The organism is Streptosporangium sp. NPDC001681, assembly GCF_040298085.1.
Taxonomy (GTDB): Bacteria; Actinomycetota; Actinomycetes; order Streptosporangiales; family Streptosporangiaceae; genus Streptosporangium.
On the sequence record NZ_JBEOZN010000017.1, the window covers coordinates 40,800 to 56,812 of the forward strand.

The 16,013-nt window shown below is 70.6% G+C and carries 15 protein-coding genes; 13 read left to right on the forward strand and 2 right to left on the reverse strand.

The genetic code is table 11. The features are described 5' to 3' along the window. Positions 1–7 precede the first annotated feature (7 nt). From ABT130_RS10855 to ABT130_RS10890, 8 genes are all read left to right on the forward strand, one after another. The gene (locus tag ABT130_RS10855; protein ID WP_350924643.1) at positions 8–652 is read left to right on the forward strand and encodes a response regulator transcription factor; all 645 of its coding nucleotides are present in this window, start codon (positions 8–10) and stop codon (positions 650–652) included. Positions 653–847: 195 nt separating this feature from the next. Further along, positions 848–1,066, forward strand: a complete 219-nt coding sequence (gene rpmE / locus ABT130_RS10860) for a 50S ribosomal protein L31 (protein ID WP_343975689.1) — start codon at positions 848–850, stop codon at positions 1,064–1,066. A gap of 110 nt (positions 1,067–1,176) precedes the next feature. Next, positions 1,177–2,229 carry a peptide chain release factor 1 gene (gene prfA, locus ABT130_RS10865; RefSeq protein ID WP_343975686.1) on the forward strand — a complete coding sequence of 351 codons (1,053 nt, stop codon included), beginning with the start codon at positions 1,177–1,179 and terminating at the stop codon, positions 2,227–2,229. 9 nt (positions 2,230–2,238) lie between these two features. After that, the gene (gene prmC, locus ABT130_RS10870; protein ID WP_030906627.1) at positions 2,239–3,093 is read left to right on the forward strand and encodes a peptide chain release factor N(5)-glutamine methyltransferase; all 855 of its coding nucleotides are present in this window, start codon (positions 2,239–2,241) and stop codon (positions 3,091–3,093) included. A 98-nt stretch (positions 3,094–3,191) separates the two neighbouring features. Beyond that, the gene (locus ABT130_RS10875; protein WP_350954677.1) at positions 3,192–3,875 is read left to right on the forward strand and encodes an L-threonylcarbamoyladenylate synthase; all 684 of its coding nucleotides are present in this window, start codon (positions 3,192–3,194) and stop codon (positions 3,873–3,875) included. Beyond that, positions 3,872–5,092 carry a carboxylate--amine ligase gene (locus tag ABT130_RS10880; RefSeq protein ID WP_350954679.1) on the forward strand — a complete coding sequence of 407 codons (1,221 nt, stop codon included), beginning with the start codon at positions 3,872–3,874 and terminating at the stop codon, positions 5,090–5,092. The genes ABT130_RS10875 and ABT130_RS10880 overlap by 4 nt, the downstream gene beginning before the upstream one ends. Before the next feature lie 109 nt (positions 5,093–5,201). Beyond that, positions 5,202–6,620, forward strand: a complete 1,419-nt coding sequence (locus ABT130_RS10885) for a hypothetical protein (RefSeq protein ID WP_350954681.1) — start codon at positions 5,202–5,204, stop codon at positions 6,618–6,620. A 112-nt stretch (positions 6,621–6,732) separates the two neighbouring features. Then, positions 6,733–8,178 carry a sugar transferase gene (locus ABT130_RS10890; protein WP_350954683.1) on the forward strand — a complete coding sequence of 482 codons (1,446 nt, stop codon included), beginning with the start codon at positions 6,733–6,735 and terminating at the stop codon, positions 8,176–8,178. A gap of 13 nt (positions 8,179–8,191) precedes the next feature. On the opposite strand, the gene ABT130_RS10895 is transcribed toward ABT130_RS10890, so the two are convergent. Further along, entirely contained in the window at positions 8,192–9,202 is a 1,011-nt protein-coding gene (locus tag ABT130_RS10895; RefSeq protein WP_350954685.1) for an LCP family protein, read from the reverse strand. Positions 9,203–9,274: 72 nt separating this feature from the next. Between ABT130_RS10895 and ABT130_RS10900 the strand changes: the two genes are divergently transcribed. From ABT130_RS10900 to ABT130_RS10920, 5 genes are read left to right on the forward strand one after another with little or no spacing between them, the layout of a single operon-like run. Beyond that, positions 9,275–10,420, forward strand: coding sequence for a glycosyltransferase family 4 protein (locus ABT130_RS10900; RefSeq protein WP_350954687.1), 1,146 nt, complete (start codon positions 9,275–9,277; stop codon positions 10,418–10,420). Positions 10,421–10,455: 35 nt separating this feature from the next. Continuing rightward, a complete protein-coding gene (locus ABT130_RS10905) occupies positions 10,456–11,478 on the forward strand; it encodes a glycosyltransferase family 4 protein (protein ID WP_350954688.1) in 1,023 nt (340 codons plus the stop codon). Continuing rightward, a complete protein-coding gene (locus ABT130_RS10910) occupies positions 11,475–12,761 on the forward strand; it encodes an O-antigen polymerase (RefSeq protein WP_350954690.1) in 1,287 nt (428 codons plus the stop codon). Before ABT130_RS10905 ends, ABT130_RS10910 begins: the two co-directional genes overlap by 4 nt. Beyond that, a complete protein-coding gene (locus ABT130_RS10915) occupies positions 12,758–14,014 on the forward strand; it encodes an MATE family efflux transporter (RefSeq protein ID WP_350954692.1) in 1,257 nt (418 codons plus the stop codon). The genes ABT130_RS10910 and ABT130_RS10915 overlap by 4 nt, the downstream gene beginning before the upstream one ends. Further along, on the forward strand, positions 14,011–15,477 hold the full coding sequence (locus ABT130_RS10920) for a tyrosine-protein kinase domain-containing protein (RefSeq protein ID WP_350954694.1): 1,467 nt from the start codon (positions 14,011–14,013) through the stop codon (positions 15,475–15,477). The genes ABT130_RS10915 and ABT130_RS10920 overlap by 4 nt, the downstream gene beginning before the upstream one ends. On the opposite strand, the gene ABT130_RS10925 is transcribed toward ABT130_RS10920, so the two are convergent. Then, positions 15,440–16,003 carry an arsenate reductase/protein-tyrosine-phosphatase family protein gene (locus ABT130_RS10925; RefSeq protein ID WP_350954695.1) on the reverse strand — a complete coding sequence of 188 codons (564 nt, stop codon included), beginning with the start codon at positions 16,001–16,003 and terminating at the stop codon, positions 15,440–15,442. The two genes, ABT130_RS10920 and ABT130_RS10925, sit on opposite strands and share 38 nt — an antisense overlap. Positions 16,004–16,013 lie beyond the last annotated feature (10 nt).

Genomic DNA, 16,013 nt, shown 5'->3' on the forward strand with positions numbered 1-16,013 from the left:
TGAACACATGCGGGTGGTGATCGCCGAAGACTCGGTGCTGTTGCGCGAGGGGCTGGCCAGGCTGCTGGCCGACGGGGGCATCGAGACCGTCGGGGTCGTGGGCGACGGCCCGGGGCTGGTGGCCGCGATCGTCGAGCACGATCCGGACCTGGCGATCGTCGACGTCAGGATGCCGCCGACGCACACCGACGAGGGACTGCGCGCGGCCCTGGAGGCCAGGAGCCGGCGGCCGAGGCTGCCGATCCTCGTGCTGTCGCAGTACGTCGAGGAGCAGTACGCCACGGAGTTGATCGGCGGTGGCGCCGCGGCGGTCGGCTACCTGCTCAAGGAGCGGATAGCGGACGTGGCCGAGTTCCTCGACGCGGTGCGCCGGGTGGCCGCCGGGGGAACGGTCATCGATCCGGAGGTGATCGGGCAGCTGCTGGGCCGCCAGCGCAGGGGAGACCCCCTGGAGTCGCTGACCGCGAAGGAGCGAGAGGTGCTGGCCCTGATGGCGGAGGGCCGTTCCAACGCCGCGGTCGCCGGGCGCATGCTCGTCACCGAGGGCGCCGTGGAGAAACACATCTCCGGCATCTTCGGCAAGCTCGGCCTGGAGCCCGCCACCGACGACCACCGCAGGGTTCTCGCCGTGCTCGCGTATCTGGGCAGGTGAACGCCCGCAGCCCCGGTCTCTCCAGGGCGGGGAATGTCTTGTGGCCTGGGATGGTTGCAGGATCTGGCACACTGGTAGCCGAACCGCAGCGGTTCCGGTTCCCGCCCGCGCGCACCTCGGTGTGCCAGCGCGCAAGCCTCATCGGCGAGAGACAGTGGCGACCCGGCGGCCGCGTTTTGGAGAGGAAAAGACGACATGAAGCCCGACATCCACCCGGAGTACGTCGCCACTCAGGTGACGTGCACCTGTGGTAACTCCTTCACCACCCGCAGCACCGCCAAGAACGGCGTGATCCACGCCGACGTGTGCTCCGCCTGCCACCCCTTCTACACGGGCAAGCAGAAGATCCTGGACACCGGCGGCCGGGTGGCGCGCTTCGAGAAGCGCTTCGGCAAGAAGTCCACGGGCCAGTAGCCCCCATCCCGACGCCGGCTCGGAACGACCCTCCCGCGAAAGGGGGGTGCCCGAGTCGGCGTTCGTGGTGATGAGGCAGGCTTAGAAGGGCTTTCAAGGAAGGACGCACGGTGAACCTCGACGAGCTGCTCAGTGAGTACGCCGAGCTGGAACTCAAGCTCGCCGACCCCTCCGTGCACGCCGACCAGAAGCAGGCACGCACCTTCGGCAGGCGCTACGCCGAGCTGACCCCGATCATCAACACCTACCGCGAGCTCGAGGGCGTCCAGGCAGACCTCGGGACGGCGAGGGAGCTGGCATCGGAGGACGAGGCGTTCGCGGAGGAGGCCAAGGAGCTCGAAGCGCGGGTTCCCGAGCTGGAGGAGAAGCTCAGGCACCTGCTCGTCCCGCGTGATCCCAACGATGACAAGGACATCATCATGGAGATCAAGGCGGGCGAGGGCGGCGAGGAGTCCGCGCTGTTCGCCGGGGACCTCCTGCGGATGTATCTGCGGTATGCCGAGCGGATCGGCTGGAAGACCGAGCTCATCGACGCCACTCACTCCGACCTCGGCGGTTACAAGGACGTCACGATCGCCCTGAAGGCCAGGGGCGACGAGGGCGTCTGGTCGAGGCTCAAGTTCGAGGGCGGTGTGCACCGCGTCCAGCGGGTGCCGGTCACCGAGTCCCAGGGGCGCATCCACACCAGCGCCGCCGGGGTGCTCGTCTACCCGGAGGCCGAGGACGTCGACGTCCAGATCGACCCGAACGACCTCCGCATCGACGTCTACCGCTCCAGCGGTCCCGGTGGTCAGAGTGTCAACACCACCGACTCGGCCGTGCGGATCACGCACCTCCCGACCGGGGTGGTCGCCTCCTGCCAGAACGAGAAGAGCCAGCTCCAGAACAAGGAGTCGGCCATGCGCATCCTGCGGGCCCGCCTGCAGGCGATCGCCGAGGAGGAGGCCAACGCCGCCGCCATGGCCGAGCGCAAGTCCCAGATCCGCACCGTCGACCGCTCCGAGCGCATCCGCACCTACAACTTTCCCGAGAACCGCATCTCCGATCACCGCGTCGGTTTCAAGGCGTACAACCTCGACCAGGTGCTCGACGGGGATCTCACGGCCGTCATCCAGTCCCTGCTCAACGCTGAGATGGCGGAGAAGCTCGCCAACCATTCATAGAACGCGCCCATGACCTTTCTGCTGGACGAGATCGCCCTCGCCACCGCCCGGCTCGCCGAGGCAGGTGTGCCGTCGCCGCGCACCGACGCCGAGGAGATCGCCGCATGTGTGCACGGTGTACGGCGCAGTGAGCTGCACACCGTGAAGGACTCCGACTTCGACGCCCTGTTCTGGGAGGGCGTCGCCCGCAGGGAGTCCCGCGAGCCGCTCCAGCACATCACCGGGCGGGCCTACTTCCGCTACCTGTCCCTGGAGGTCGGGCCGGGGGTGTTCGTGCCGCGCCCGGAGACCGAGATCGTGGTGGGCTGGGCGATCGACAGGCTGCGGGAGATGGACGTCGCCTCGCCCGTGGTCGTGGATCTCGGCACCGGGTCCGGCGCCATCGCGCTGTCCATCGCCCAGGAGGTCGCGCTGGCCACCGTGCACGCGGTCGAGGTCGACCCGGACGCCTATGGCTGGGCCAAGCGCAACATCATCGAGCACGGTCAGGGCCGCGTCCACCTGCACCCGGAGGATCTGGCCGACGCCCTCTCCGAGCTGGACGGCCAGGTCGACCTGGTGGTCTCCAACCCGCCGTACATCCCGCCCGGCGCGATCCCCCGTGACCCCGAGGTCCGCGACTACGACCCGCACCGTGCGCTGTACGGGTCGGGCAGCGACGGCCTCGACGAGGTCAGGGCCGTCGAAAGGACCGCCAGGCGCCTGCTGCGCCCCGGTGGCTTCGTCGCCGTGGAACACGCCGATCAGCAGGGCACCCCGGTCTATCTGATCTTCTCTGAGGAGAACGGCTGGCGCGACGTCCGCAGCCGCCAGGACCTGACGCGCAGGGACCGCTTCGTCACCGCCCGCTTCGGCCAGGAATAGGATGCACGCCGTGAGCGAGGGGATCCTGGCCGTCGGTGACGTGCCGGTGGACGAGGAGGTACGCGAATGCGCGTAGCGAGCGATCCTGAGGAGGCACAGTGAGCCGACGTTTTGACTGCATCGATGCCGAGCAGCGCGCCGCGGGCCTGGTAGAGGCCGCGTCCGCCGTACGGCGGGGGGAGCTCGTGGTGCTGCCGACCGACACCGTCTACGGTATCGGCGCAGACGCCTTCGCACCCGCCGCGGTCACCGCCCTGCTGGAGGCCAAGGGGCGTGGCCGTGACATGCCGGTGCCCGTGCTGGTCGGGACCGTCCGGGCGGCCAACGCCCTGGTGGAGAACCTCGGTCCGTACGGCCAGGATCTCGTCGACGCCTTCTGGCCGGGGCCGCTCACGCTGATCTGCCGCGCGAACCGGTCGCTCTCCTGGGACCTGGGGGACGCCAAGGGCACCGTCGCCATCCGGATGCCGCTGCACGCGGTCGCCCTCGACCTGCTCAAGGAGACCGGTCCGATGGCCGTCTCCAGCGCCAACCGCTCCGGTGCCCCCGCCGCGACCAGCGCCGCCGACGCGGAGAAGCAGCTCGGCGACTCGGTGTCGGTCTATCTCGACGCCGGGCCGTGTGAGAGCGACACCCCTTCGACGATCCTGGACCTGACCACCGCGGTGCCCAGGTTGCTGCGGCGCGGGGCGGTCGCGGTGGAGAAACTGCGCGGCGTGATCGGCTACGTCGCCACCGACGCCGGTCCCGAGCCTGACGGTGGCACAGAGTCCGGCGGGTGAACGTGGACCCGAGCGTTCCCGTTCTTCTCGTCAAGATCGGGCACTACCCGCTTCACCACGGTGCGGTCGGCGTCGTGCGGACGCTGGGACGGCTCGGGGTCGCTGTTCACGTCATCGCCGAGGGTCGCCTGACCGCGGCGGCGCTCTCCCGTTACCGGGCCGGCCAGATCGTCTGGCCGACCACCGGGGCCGAGCCCGCTGAGCATCTTGTGCGGGGGCTGCGGGAGATCGCCGCGTCGCTGCCGGGAAGGGCGGTGGCCGTGGCGACGGACGACGAGGCGGCGATCCTGCTCGCCGAGCACGCGGAGATCCTGTCCGAGCACCTTCTGCTGCCGCCGGTCCCGCGTGACCTGCCGCGCCTGCTGGCCAGCAAGCACGACATGTTCCGGCTGTGCCGGCGCCACGGCATACCGGTTCCGGAGTCACGGCTGATCACCTCGCTCGACCAGATCGACGAGATCGCCGGGGAGCTCACCTTTCCCGTCGTGCTCAAGAACTCCGAACCGTGGCTCCGGCTGGCCGCGCCGGCGGTCAGCCGTTCCACGGTGGTGGAGACGCCGGCGGAACTGCGCGAGCTGGCCGCGACATGGCCGGCCGCGCCGTACACGCTCGTCCAGGAGTACCTGCCGCGCTCGGAGTCGACGGACTGGATCGCCCACGTCTGCTGTGACGCGCAGGGGAACGCGGTGGTCACCTTCACCGGGGTGAAGGTACGGTCGTGGCCGCCGCACGTGGGGGTGACGACGTACGCCTACTCGGTGGCGAACCCGGAGCTGGTGAGCCTGACCACCAGACTCTGCAAGGAGACCGGCTACGCGGGCGTCGCCGATCTCGACTGGCGGCTCGACCACCGTGACGGAAAGTACAAGCTTCTTGATTTCAACCCTCGGGTGGGAGCGCAGTTCCGGCTTTTCGAAACCGACGCGGGGATCGACGTGATCCGGGCCCATTACCTGACGCTGACCGGCCAGACGGTCCCGCCGGGAACACAGGTGGAAGGGCGCAGGATCATCGTCGAGAACCTGGACGTTCCTGCCCGGGTCGCCTATCGACGCGCGACACGCGCCTACCAGATCCCCGAGGGGGGCGGGAGGGAGTTCGCCTGGCTCGCCGCCGACGATCCCCTCCCGGGACTGGCCACGGCCGTCCGCAGCGCCCGTCCGATCGCGCGGCGGGTGATCGCGCGGTTCTCCGGCCGGAAACCGTCATTCATGTGAAGAAAATAATCACCTGTTGCTGATAGGAATCCTGGTCCGTATGTGACCCTGATGGCCCTGTCATCCGTCATCTACCGGGTGTTCGGCGCGGTGAGAGGACGACAGCGGAATGGTTACCCGGCCGAGTGGGCCGCCGCAGGCGGCCGTCGTCCATCTGATCAGGCGGAACGCGTTCTTCGCCGGTGCCCTGGTGGCCGGGACGGTGGTCCGCGCGGGCATCACGGTGACCCAGCTTCCCGTGCTGGCCAAGAACGACAGTTACGCCTATATCGCGCTGGCCTTGCGGCCCCAGCCGCATGTGGTGCGGCCCAGCGGTTACCCGCTGTTCCTCTGGCTGCTCAAGCCGTTTCACAGCTTCACGCTGGTGGTCACGGTCCAGCACCTGCTGGCCCTCGTCTCGGTCACCGGTGTCTACGCGCTGCTGCGGCGGAGAACCTCGCTCCCCGGCTGGGTGGCGACACTCGTCGTCCTTCCCGTGATGTTCGGCGCGTGGCAGCTCAAAATGGAGAGCGCCATCATGAGCGAGGCGCTTTTCGTTCCGCTGACCATCGGGGCCGTGGTGGTGGTGCTCTGGTGGCGCTCGCCCCCCGCCTGGGCCGTCGCGCTCTCGGGGGTGCTCCTCGCCCTCGCCACGCTGGCCCGCGCGGCAGGGTTGCCGCTGATCCTGCTGGTGGTGGGATACCTGGTCGTCCGGCGCGTCGGCCCGCGCCCGGTCATCGCCTTCACGGTCGCGGCCGTCCTGCCGCTGGCCGGCTACGGGATGTGGTTCCGGGCGTGGCACGGCAGCGTCGCGTTCACCCGGAGCAACGGGATCTTCCTCTACGGGAGGGTCATGGACTTCGCGGACTGCGAGAGGATGGCCCCTCCGATTCCCGAGCGGGGACTCTGCACGCAGGCACCGCCGGGAACCCGCCCGAAGTCGGACACCTACATCTGGTATCCGGGCACCCCCCTGCAGAGCATGGGCGTCGACGTCTTCAGCGAGGACGTCAACAATCTGGCGTCGAGCTTCTCCTGGCGGGCGATCCGTGAGCAGCCCCTCGACTTCGCCGCGACGGTCGCCAGGGACACCGGCGCCTTCTTCGCCGAACCCTGGATACCGATGCCGCCGACGGCCGAGGAACTGGGGTACGACTCCGGGGTCAACGCGACCTACGTGCCGGGAGCCGATCCGGTGCGGGACGTTCGCGCGTACGAGGGAGGGGATCTCCTGGTCGCCACGGCCCTGGGCCACGACGCGGTGGAGCCGCCCGCGCCCAGGGCGGCGGGTCTTTTGAAGGTGGAGGGATACGCGACGGGCCTGCTCCTCGGCGTGCTGCTGATGGCGGGCGCGGCCGGAGCGGTCAGGTGGAGGCGGCCCGAGATCGCCCTCCCCTGGGCCTTCGCGGTGGCGCTGTTGCTGATACCCGCGGCGACCTCGGTGTTCGATCGGCGCTACGCCCTTCCGGCCATCCCGCAGGCGCTGCTGGCCGTGGCCCTCCTCTGGCGGCGGGAGGAGGGTTCGGAGCGGTCGTTTTTTCCCAGGTGACAGGCCAGAAAACCAAGCTTGATGTGATTTTTGTTGTTTTTGGTGGACAGGTAAACGCATGATGCGCATCGCACGTCCTTCTTGTGCTTGTCCAGCAAGAAGGTGAGAGCGTATGAGTGCGACATCGACCGAGCGCAGAGCGGAGCGCCCTCCGGCTGCTCCGCTCGTTCCGGGGAACAGGCGGAAGCGGTCGATCACACGCGTGCTCGTCGCGGGTGACCTCTGCTGCGCCCTGGTGGCCTACGTAGTGGTGCTGGGAGCCAGATGGTGGTGGGGCGGCTACGTCCCCTGGTTCGAGATGGTGTTCTCGGCGGGGCTGGTGATCGCCTGGCCGGTGGCGATGTCGTTCGTGGGGGCGTACCGAGGGCGGGTCCAGGCGGGTGGCCTGGAGGAGGTCCGCCTGGTGTTCAACGGTGGCCTGGGGCTGGCCGCGGTCGTCGCGATCGGTGCCTACGTCACCAAGCTCATGATCGCCAGGAGCATCGTCATCGCCATGCTGCCCATGGCGATCCTGCTCACCCTCGCCTTCCGCCGCGCCCTGCGCCGGCACCTGCACAGGATGGACCCCCACGAGGCGGTCGCGCGGGTCGTCGCGGTCGGGCACCGGGTGGCGGTGATGGACCTGGTGATGCAACTGCGTCACCAGTCCGGGTACGGCATGAGCGTGGTCGCCGCCTGCCTGCCCGAGGGGGCGGAGCTCGGATGCGTCCCCGACGTCGACGGGGTTCCGATCCTCGGCGACTTCACCAACGTGGCCGAGGTGGTGGCCAGGACGTCGGCGGACGCGGTGGCGGTCCTGGCCTGTCCTGAGCTGGACGGCGTGGCTCTGCGCAGGCTGGCCTGGAGCCTGGAGGTCACCGACACCGATCTGTTCGTCGCCCCGTCCCTGATGGACGTCGCCGGACCGCGGGTCAGCGTCCGCCCGGTCGCCGGCATGACACTGCTCCACGTGGACCACCCCTCTTTCGGAGGGATCAACCAGATCGTGAAGAACGTGTTCGACAGGGTGGTGGCCGCCGGGGTGCTGGCCGTTCTCGCGATCCCGATGTTGGCGATCTTCGTCGCGGTCCGGGCCACGAGCGACGGGCCGGCGCTGTTCAGGCAGACCCGGGTGGGGAAGGGCGGGCGCGAGTTCCAGATCCTCAAGTTCCGGACGATGGTGAACGGCGCCGACCGGCTGGGCGGCCTCGACATCGAGGCGGTGCTGCTCAAGATGCGGGACGACCCGCGCGTCACCCGGGTGGGAACGTTCCTGCGCCGGTACTCCCTCGACGAGCTCCCGCAGCTCGTCAACGTGGTCCGCGGGGAGATGTCGCTGGTCGGGCCGCGCCCGCTGGTGCCCGCGGAGTTCGCCCTGTACGGCGCGGACATCCACCGCAGGCTGGTGGTCCGGCCGGGGATGACCGGCCTGTGGCAGGTCAGCGGACGCTCGGACCTCTCCTGGGAGGAGCGGATGCGGATGGATCTCCGCTACGTCGAGAACTGGTCACTGATCCTGGACCTGCAGCTGCTCTGGAAGACCTGGGGGGCCGTCGCGCGTGCCCGGGGAGCCTACTGACACCAACGGGCACTCAACGGATCTCGTCGACGGCGTTGGCACTGTCGCTCTCCCGGATGTAGTCGTCGACGCGGTCGTCCTGGATCGCCTGGCTGAGGGCCCGCACCTTCCGTGTGTCCAGGTACACGACGCTCTGCGAGCCCTCCATGCCGCTGCCCCGCACCGGCATGGTGGTGTACTGGAACCCGTCGGCGCCGGCCAGATCGAACAGCCGCGACCTGATGATCCCCGGGGTGACCCCCGAGTCGACGCTGATCGCCTTGGTCAGGGCGCGCAGCAGGTTGTTGACCTTCACGGGGTTGGCGAGGGTCTCGGCGCTGAGCACCTTGCCGGCGATGGAGTGCAGCAGCGCCTGCTGACGCTTGATCCGGTCGAGGTCCCCGCCGGGGAGGTTGACGCGCTGGCGGACGAACTGCAGGGCCTTCTCGCCGTCGAGGTGCTGGCGGCCGGCCTTCCAGGTGACGCCGCTGAGCGGGTCCCGGACGGTCTCCGTCACCTCGACGTCGACCCCGCCGATCGCGTCGGTGGCCGCGGAGAACCCCTGGAAGTCGATCGCGGCGTAGTGGTCGACGCGGACACCGGTGAGCTTCTCGACCGTCTTGATCAGCAGGGCGGGGCCGCCCCAGGAGAAGGCGGCGTTGATCTTGGCTCTGCCCTTCCCGGGAATGGAGACCCACGAGTCCCGCGGGATCGAGATCACGCTGATCCGGTTCCCGGCGTCGGCGAGGTGGATCAGCATGATCGTGTCGGTGCGCTGCTCGCCGGGGCGCCACAGCCGGGTCCTCGCGTCCTTACCGGTGGTCGTCCTCTCCGAACGCGTGTCGGTCCCGACGAGCAGCCAGTTCTCACCCACCCCCAGCTCGGCGGGGGGCCGATCGGCCTCAGCGGTGGGGATGGCGTCGGGAATGCGCACGATGTCGCTGTCGAGGCTGCTCTGGAAGACGTAGAGCGTTCCAGCGGTACAGGCACCCATCAGGATTCCGGCGGTTCCGGTGATCAGCAGGAGGCGGAGGGCGCGATGCATCGGGGGTGCCCCTATCGAGTCAGACATACCAAAAGAAGTGCCATGCAACCTGCGATACCTTATGTCGCGCTGGTGGCAGTTAGCACGGTCAACTCGTTCATCACTCGCGTCACGGAGGTCTTGGTGGGGCTTGACGCCGTGAAGCGGCCCGCGCCCGGCGGCACCCGCCCCGGGCAGGCGGTGCGGGTGCTCCATGTGACCGAGTGCTGGGGCAGCGGGGTGGCCAGCGCCGTCCACGCCTACGTCGAGGCCACACCGGACCACGAGCACTGGCTGCTGATGGCGCACGACGCGGCCGACCCCCTGCTGGGCGAGGATCGCCTGCTCAAGGGGGTCAGGGTCTTCTCCGACGGGCACCTGGCGAGGATTCGCGACGTGGCCGCCGCCTACCGGGAGATCCGTCCCGACGTCGTGCACGCCCACTCCTCCTACGCGGGCTTCTACGTCCGCTCCTGCCCGCCGGTTCCCACGGGGCGGATCGTCTACAGCCCGCACTGCTACGCCTTCGAGCGGACCGATGTCGCGCTTCCCGTCCGGTACGGCTTCCGCCTGGCCGAGACGCTGCTCGCCTCGCGTACCGGCGTCGTGGCGGCGGTGAGTCCGAGGGAGGCCGAGCTCGCGGCCCGGCTCCGCGGCGGCCAGCGCGTGGTCTACGTCCCCAACGTCGTCCCCGAGACCCCGGCGGCGGTGGAACCGCGGGAGCCCGGGGACCGGCCGGGCCTTGTCGCGGTCTCGGTCGGCCGTGTCTGCGCGCAGAAGGACCCCGCCTTCTTCGCCGCCGCCGCCCGCGCGAGCGACGAGTCCGTCAGGTGGGTCTGGATCGGCGACGGAGACCCCGCCCTGCGCCGTGTCCTTCAGGACGCCGGGGTCGTCGTGACGGGCTGGCTCGCCCGTGAGGAGGCGCTGGCCCTGCTCGGCACCGCGGACGTCTACGTCCATACGGCGAGCTGGGAGGGCGCCCCGATCTCCGTGCTGGAGGCGGTCGGAGCCGGCCTGCCCGTGGTGGCGAGGGACATCCCGGCGCTGCGCAGCCTGGGCGTACCCGACCTGGTGACGACACCGGCCGGGTGCGCGCGGGCGGTGGCCGACCTCGGGGACCGCCCGCGGCGCGAGGAGGCGGTACGGAGGCTCGCCGGCGCGCTGGCGGGGCAGCACACCTCCGGGCTCCAGGCGGACCGGCTCGCCCACGCCTACACGCTCGTCACGGGGGCGGCGTGAGGGTCGGGGTGAGCGGTAAGGTGCTACGCCGGAACGTGGGAGGAAACACCTCCTACACGCGGACCCTCTACACCGCGCTGGCACCTTTCGGGATCGAGTGCGAGGCCCTCGTCCCGCCGGGCGACGGGCTCGGAGGAGCGGTCAGGCAGCTCGCCTACGCCGCCGCCGACGGCCTGCTGTGGCCGGCCCGCCCGGGAGGGGCCGACCTGCTGCACTTCCCGGCCGACACCGGGGCGCTGATCGGCTCCCGGGTACCGATCGCGGCCACGGTGCACGGCGTCGAGGACGCTCCCGTCCCCGGGCTGGCCCGCGCGCTCTGGAAGCGCACCTGGATGGCCAGGGTCGGCAGGCTCACCCAGGTCGCCGGCGCGGTCATCACCGTCTCGCGCCATTCGGCCGGCGAGATCGGCAGGGTCTTCCGCGTCCCCGCGGCCCGCGTCCACGTGATCCCGCACGGGCTGGACGCCGATCGTTTCCACCCCCGGGAGGCCGGCGACGACGCCCTCCTCGAACCCCTGCGGCTGCCCGGCGGGTTCGTGCTGTACCTGGGGAACCTGGACCCTCGCAAGAACGTCACGGCCCTGGTCGAGGCGACCGCGCGCCTGGGCGTCCCCCTGGTGGTCGCCGGAGGCGGGTTCCTCGGGTCGGGCCAGGTCGAGCGGGCACTGGCCGGGGCACCGCACGCCCGCTACCTCGGCCAGGTACCGCACGAGTTGGTGGCGCCCCTGATGAGGGCGGCCACGGTGTTCGCCTTCCCCTCAGGTCACGAGGGTTTCGGGATGCCGGTGCTGGAGGCCATGGCCTGCGGCACCCCGGTGGTGACCTCCGACCGGGCGGCGCTGCCCGAGGTCGCGGGTGACGCCGCCGTACTCGTATCCGATCTTGACGCGCGCGGCATCGCGGCGGGTCTGGAGACCGTCCTGTCCGACGACCGCGCCGCGGCGGATTTGCGGGCCCGGGGGATCGCCCGGGCCGCTCTGTTCTCCTGGGAGGAGTCCGCGCGGCGCCACGCCGAGGTGTTCACGGCCCTGGTCGAGAGCGGAGGTACCCGGGCGTGAGCACCTCGCGGTTGCCGCTGCGCGAGGGCGCCTGGTGGCTCCACCCGGCCTGGACGGCGATGCTCGCCACCATCCCCGGGCTGCTGGCCGTCTGGCTGATCGGGGACGACAGCTTCCGGGAGTGGTGGCGGACGCCGAAGATCTTCGACGACGGCAAGGTGCTCACCGTCGTGGTGTTCATCGGCGTCTTCGTCGTGGGCTGCATGCTGCCGTCGCTGTCCAGGCCGGTCCGGGCCACCGACATACCGGTCAACGCGCGCCAGCGCCGGGTCCTGCTCCTGGCCGGCCGGGTGGCCGCCGCGCTCACCGTGGTGGGATACGCGGCCTGGCTGGCCTCGGCGGTCTCGAGCGGGCTCAGCCTCGCCGACCTCGTGAAGGTCTTCTCGCTGAGCCCGGGCTCCGCGGACGCGGTCAAGGACGAACTCACCACCATCGGCGGGGTGACCACGCTGACCCAGCTGGGACCGCTGGCCATGGTCTGCCTGCTGCTTGAGCGGAGGCTCGGCGGTGGCTCGCACACCGCGATGTTCGTGATGCTCACCGGGTTGACGCTGGCGCGGGTGGTGCTCAACTCCGAGCGGCTCGCCCTGATGGAGATCGCGCTCCCGGTCCTCGCGCTGATCTCGACGCTGCGGCCCGGCGACGGGCGGCGCCACCACCGCTGGCTGTGGGCAGGGCTGCCGCTGCTCGCCCCGTTCGCCCTGGTGACGCTCTTCGGCACCTTCGAGTACGTGCGCAGCTGGTCCCACTACTCCGCGATCGTCCAGATCGACTACTCCGAGTTCGTGCTGCGCAGGCTGACCGGCTACTACGCCACGGCGTACAACAACTCCGCCATCGTGGTCGACCGCATCGGCCCCGGCCTCGTCTGGCCGTACTACACGGTGGGGTTCCTGTGGAACTTCCCCGGCCTGTCGGCGCTGCTGACCCCGGAGTCCGTGCTGGGTTTCCACCCCGCCCGGGTCTGGCCCGGCCTGCTGTGGCAGTTCGGCAACCCCGAGTACAACAACACGGGCGGCATGCTCGCCCCCCTCGCCGACTACGGGCTGGCGGGCGGCATGCTCTTCTGGGCCGGGACGGGGCTGGCGATCGGCCTCTGCTACCGCTGGATGCGCTCGGGGGAGATCCGGGGCCTGATCCTCTACCCGCTGCTGTACGTGGGCCTGGTCGACCTGGCCAGATACTTCTACTGGGGTGAGGGCCGGGCCTTTCCCACGCTGCTCGGCGCCGTCGTGCTGGCCATGTTGCTGCACCGCCGCCGGAACCCCGAGGAGGAGAGGTGACCGCGGCGCGCCGGGGGCTGTGGACCCTCGCCGACCATGTGATCTGCAGCGGAAGCAACTTCGCTCTCATGATCCTGGTGGCCGGCAACGTCTCGGTCGTCACCCTGGGAGAGTTCGCACTCCTCTACGGCTTCTACGTGGTGGCCGTGGAGCTGTCGCGGGCGGCGGTCAGCGAGCCGCTCCTGGTCAGGCGGCCCGAGGGAGACGCCGCGGTGCGCCGGGCGCTGGCGGACAGCTCCGGTTCCGCGGCCGTGTTCGGTGCCCTCGCCGGGGTGCTGCTGCTGGCCCTGTCCCCCTTCCTGGTCGGCTCGCACTGGCGCTCCGCCGTGGCGCTCGCCCTGCTATTGCCGGTACTGCTGGTCTGGGACGCGCTCAGGCTGGCGTTCATCGCGGTCGGCTGGCAGCGCCGCGCGGTGCTGGTCGACGTGGTGGGTGGGGTGGCGCAGGTCTCGGCGGCGTTCGCCGCGCTCCAGGTGGAGGCGAGCCTGGGCTGGCTGGTCGCCGGTTGGGGGTTCGGTGGCCTGGTCGCCGCCGTTCTGGCGACGGCCCAGGCCAGGACGCTGCCTCGGCTCGGAGCGCCGCGCCGCTGGCTGAGGGAGTACGGCACGCTGGTTCGGCCGTATTGCGTGGAGACCGGAGCGCTCTCCCTGGCGGGCTACGCCGTGTTGCTCGTCCTCGGGCACATCGCGGGGCCGGCGGCAGTGGGGGCGTGGCGGGCGGTGCTGACGCTGTTCGGCCCGGCCAACGTGGTGATGGCGGCCGGTCGGGTCGCGGTGGTCAGCGAGCTCTCCCGGCTCAGGACCGCGGGACCGGGCCGGATGCTCCGGTCCGCGGCCACGGTCGGGCTGCTGTGCGGGGCGGTGGGCGCCGCGGCCGGTACTGTCGCCGCCTTCCTGCCCGACTCCGTCGGCCAGGCCCTGCTCGGCGAGTCCTGGGCGGACGTGGGGCCGATCGTCCCGGCCTTCACAGCCCTGCTCGTGATCGAGGGAATCGGTCTCGGACCCTACGGTGTGCTGCGCGCCATGGAACGGGTCCGCATGCTGTTCTTCCTGCGGATTTCCCTGGCGGCGGGACGGGTGCTCGCGGTCAGCGCGGGGGCGGCGCTGGCCGGCGCCGTGGGCGCGGCCACGGCGAGTTCGCTGATCGAGGCCACCGGGTTCCTGGTCGCCATGGCCCTTCTCGCGGCGGTCCTCACCACCGCGCCTTTCCGAACGTCGCACGTGACCCCCCAACAGTCGAGAGAGCACCCGTGAACGCCAGAGAGCTGATCGCCGGAGCCCGCAGGAACCTGCTGCTCGTCATCCTGCTCGCCGTCCTCGGCACGGGGACCGGACTCGGGATCGGCCTGCTGCAGCCGAAGGAGTACAGGACCACGACGACGCTGTTCGTCTCCATCGCGCAGGGCGGCCAGTCCAGCATCGACCAGAGGTACCAGGGCACCCTGTTCACCCAGGAGAGGGTGCGCTCCTACGCCGCGCTGGTCACCACCCCGGTGGTGACCAGGTCGGTGGTCAGGACCCTCGGGCTGTCACTGAAGCCCGAGGAACTGGCGCAGAGGCTGGAGGTGGACGTCCCGGTCGACACCGTCCTGCTCAACATCACCGCCAGGTACGGCGACGCCGAGGCCGTGGCGAGGATCGCCAACGCGGTGACCGCCCGGCTCGTCGCGGTGGTCGCGGACCTGGAGGCACCCGATCCGGACCAGGGCTCGGCGATCCGCGTCAAGGTGGTCAGGGACGCGGCGGTGCCGGAGCGGCCGAGCAGCCCCAGGATCGTCCTGGACATAGTGCTGGGATTCGCGCTGGGACTCGTCGGAGGCGTCGGCGCGGGCGCCCTGCGCGAGGCGCTCGACACCCGGATCCACAGCGAGGCCGATCTCGCGAGGCTGAGCGACCAGCCCCTGCTGGCCATGGTCCCCAAGGATCCCGACACCCAGGCCGTCCCGCTCGTCGGCGATCGCTTCAGCTCACGCGCCGAGGCGTACCGCAAGCTGCGCACCACCCTGCGCTTCGTCGGTGTCGACCAGCCCGCCAAGGTCTTCCTGATCACCAGCCCGCTCCCCGGCGACGGGAAGTCGACGACCGCGGTCAACCTGGCGGCGGCCCTGGCGGCCGAGGGTGCCCAGGTGGCCCTGGTCGAGGTCGACCTGCGCAGGCCGAGGCTCGCCGACATGCTCGGGCTCGTCGGCGAGGCGGGTCTGACCAGCGTCCTGACCGGGAGGGCCGAGCTGGCCGATGTCGCCCAGTCGACGGCGGGAGCGCACCGGATCACCGTGCTCACCAGCGGCCCGCTGCCGCCCAACCCCAGCGAGCTGCTGGGCACCCAGCGCATGCGGGACCTGCTGCGGCGGCTCGCCCAGGGCTTCGACTACGTCATCCTGGACGCCCCGCCGCTGCTGCCCGTCACCGACGCGGCGGTGCTCGCGCCGGAGGCGGACGGGACCATCCTGGTGACGCGGGCCAAGAAGACCAGGCGCGACGATCTGCGTGAGGCACTGACGGTGCTGGAGGGGGCCAGGGGCCGCGTCGTGGGACTGGTCTTCAACTGCGGGACGGTCACCAGGTCCGACCGGTACGGCCCGTACGTGCGCGACACCGCCAAGCCCCAGCTGGGTGACACCTTCCAGGACCGGGAGCCGCCTGCCGTGGTGCGGCGGCCGAGGAGGGGAGACTCGCCGCTCAGCGGGGACCGAGCAGTTCCCCCAGGGCGCGGCTGAGCGAGTCGCCGATCACCCGGGAGCACTCCTCGTACTCCCTCGGCGGCCCACCGTACGGATCGGCGATCTCGATCGATGGATGCCGGCCAGGGGCACCCCGGCGCCTGGCGGCGGTCCTGACCACGGCGTGCGCACGCCCGACGGTGTCGGAGCGGTGGCGGATTTTCCGGCCCGCCGACAGATGGGCGAACTCGCGGAGGGTGAAGGTCCGGTGGATCGCGGTCGGATCCATTGTCACCGCCGTGCCGCGTTGCCCCGTCTCCATGGTGAGGATGAGATCCGCGTCGCCGACCAGGGCGTCGTCCAGCGGTCGCGAGAGGTGCTCGGAGCCGTCCAGGCCGAGGTTTCTCAGCGTGTCGAGCGCGTGCGGAGCCATGGGGTGCCCCGCTCTGGCGTGGGTGCCCGCGCTCGACACGAGGATCGGGCAGGAGGAGAACCGGAGCATCGCCTTGGCTATCGCCTCGGCCATCGGAGAGCGGACGATGTTCGCCGTACAGACGATCAGAATCCGGAAGTCCTCTCTCACCTCGTCTATT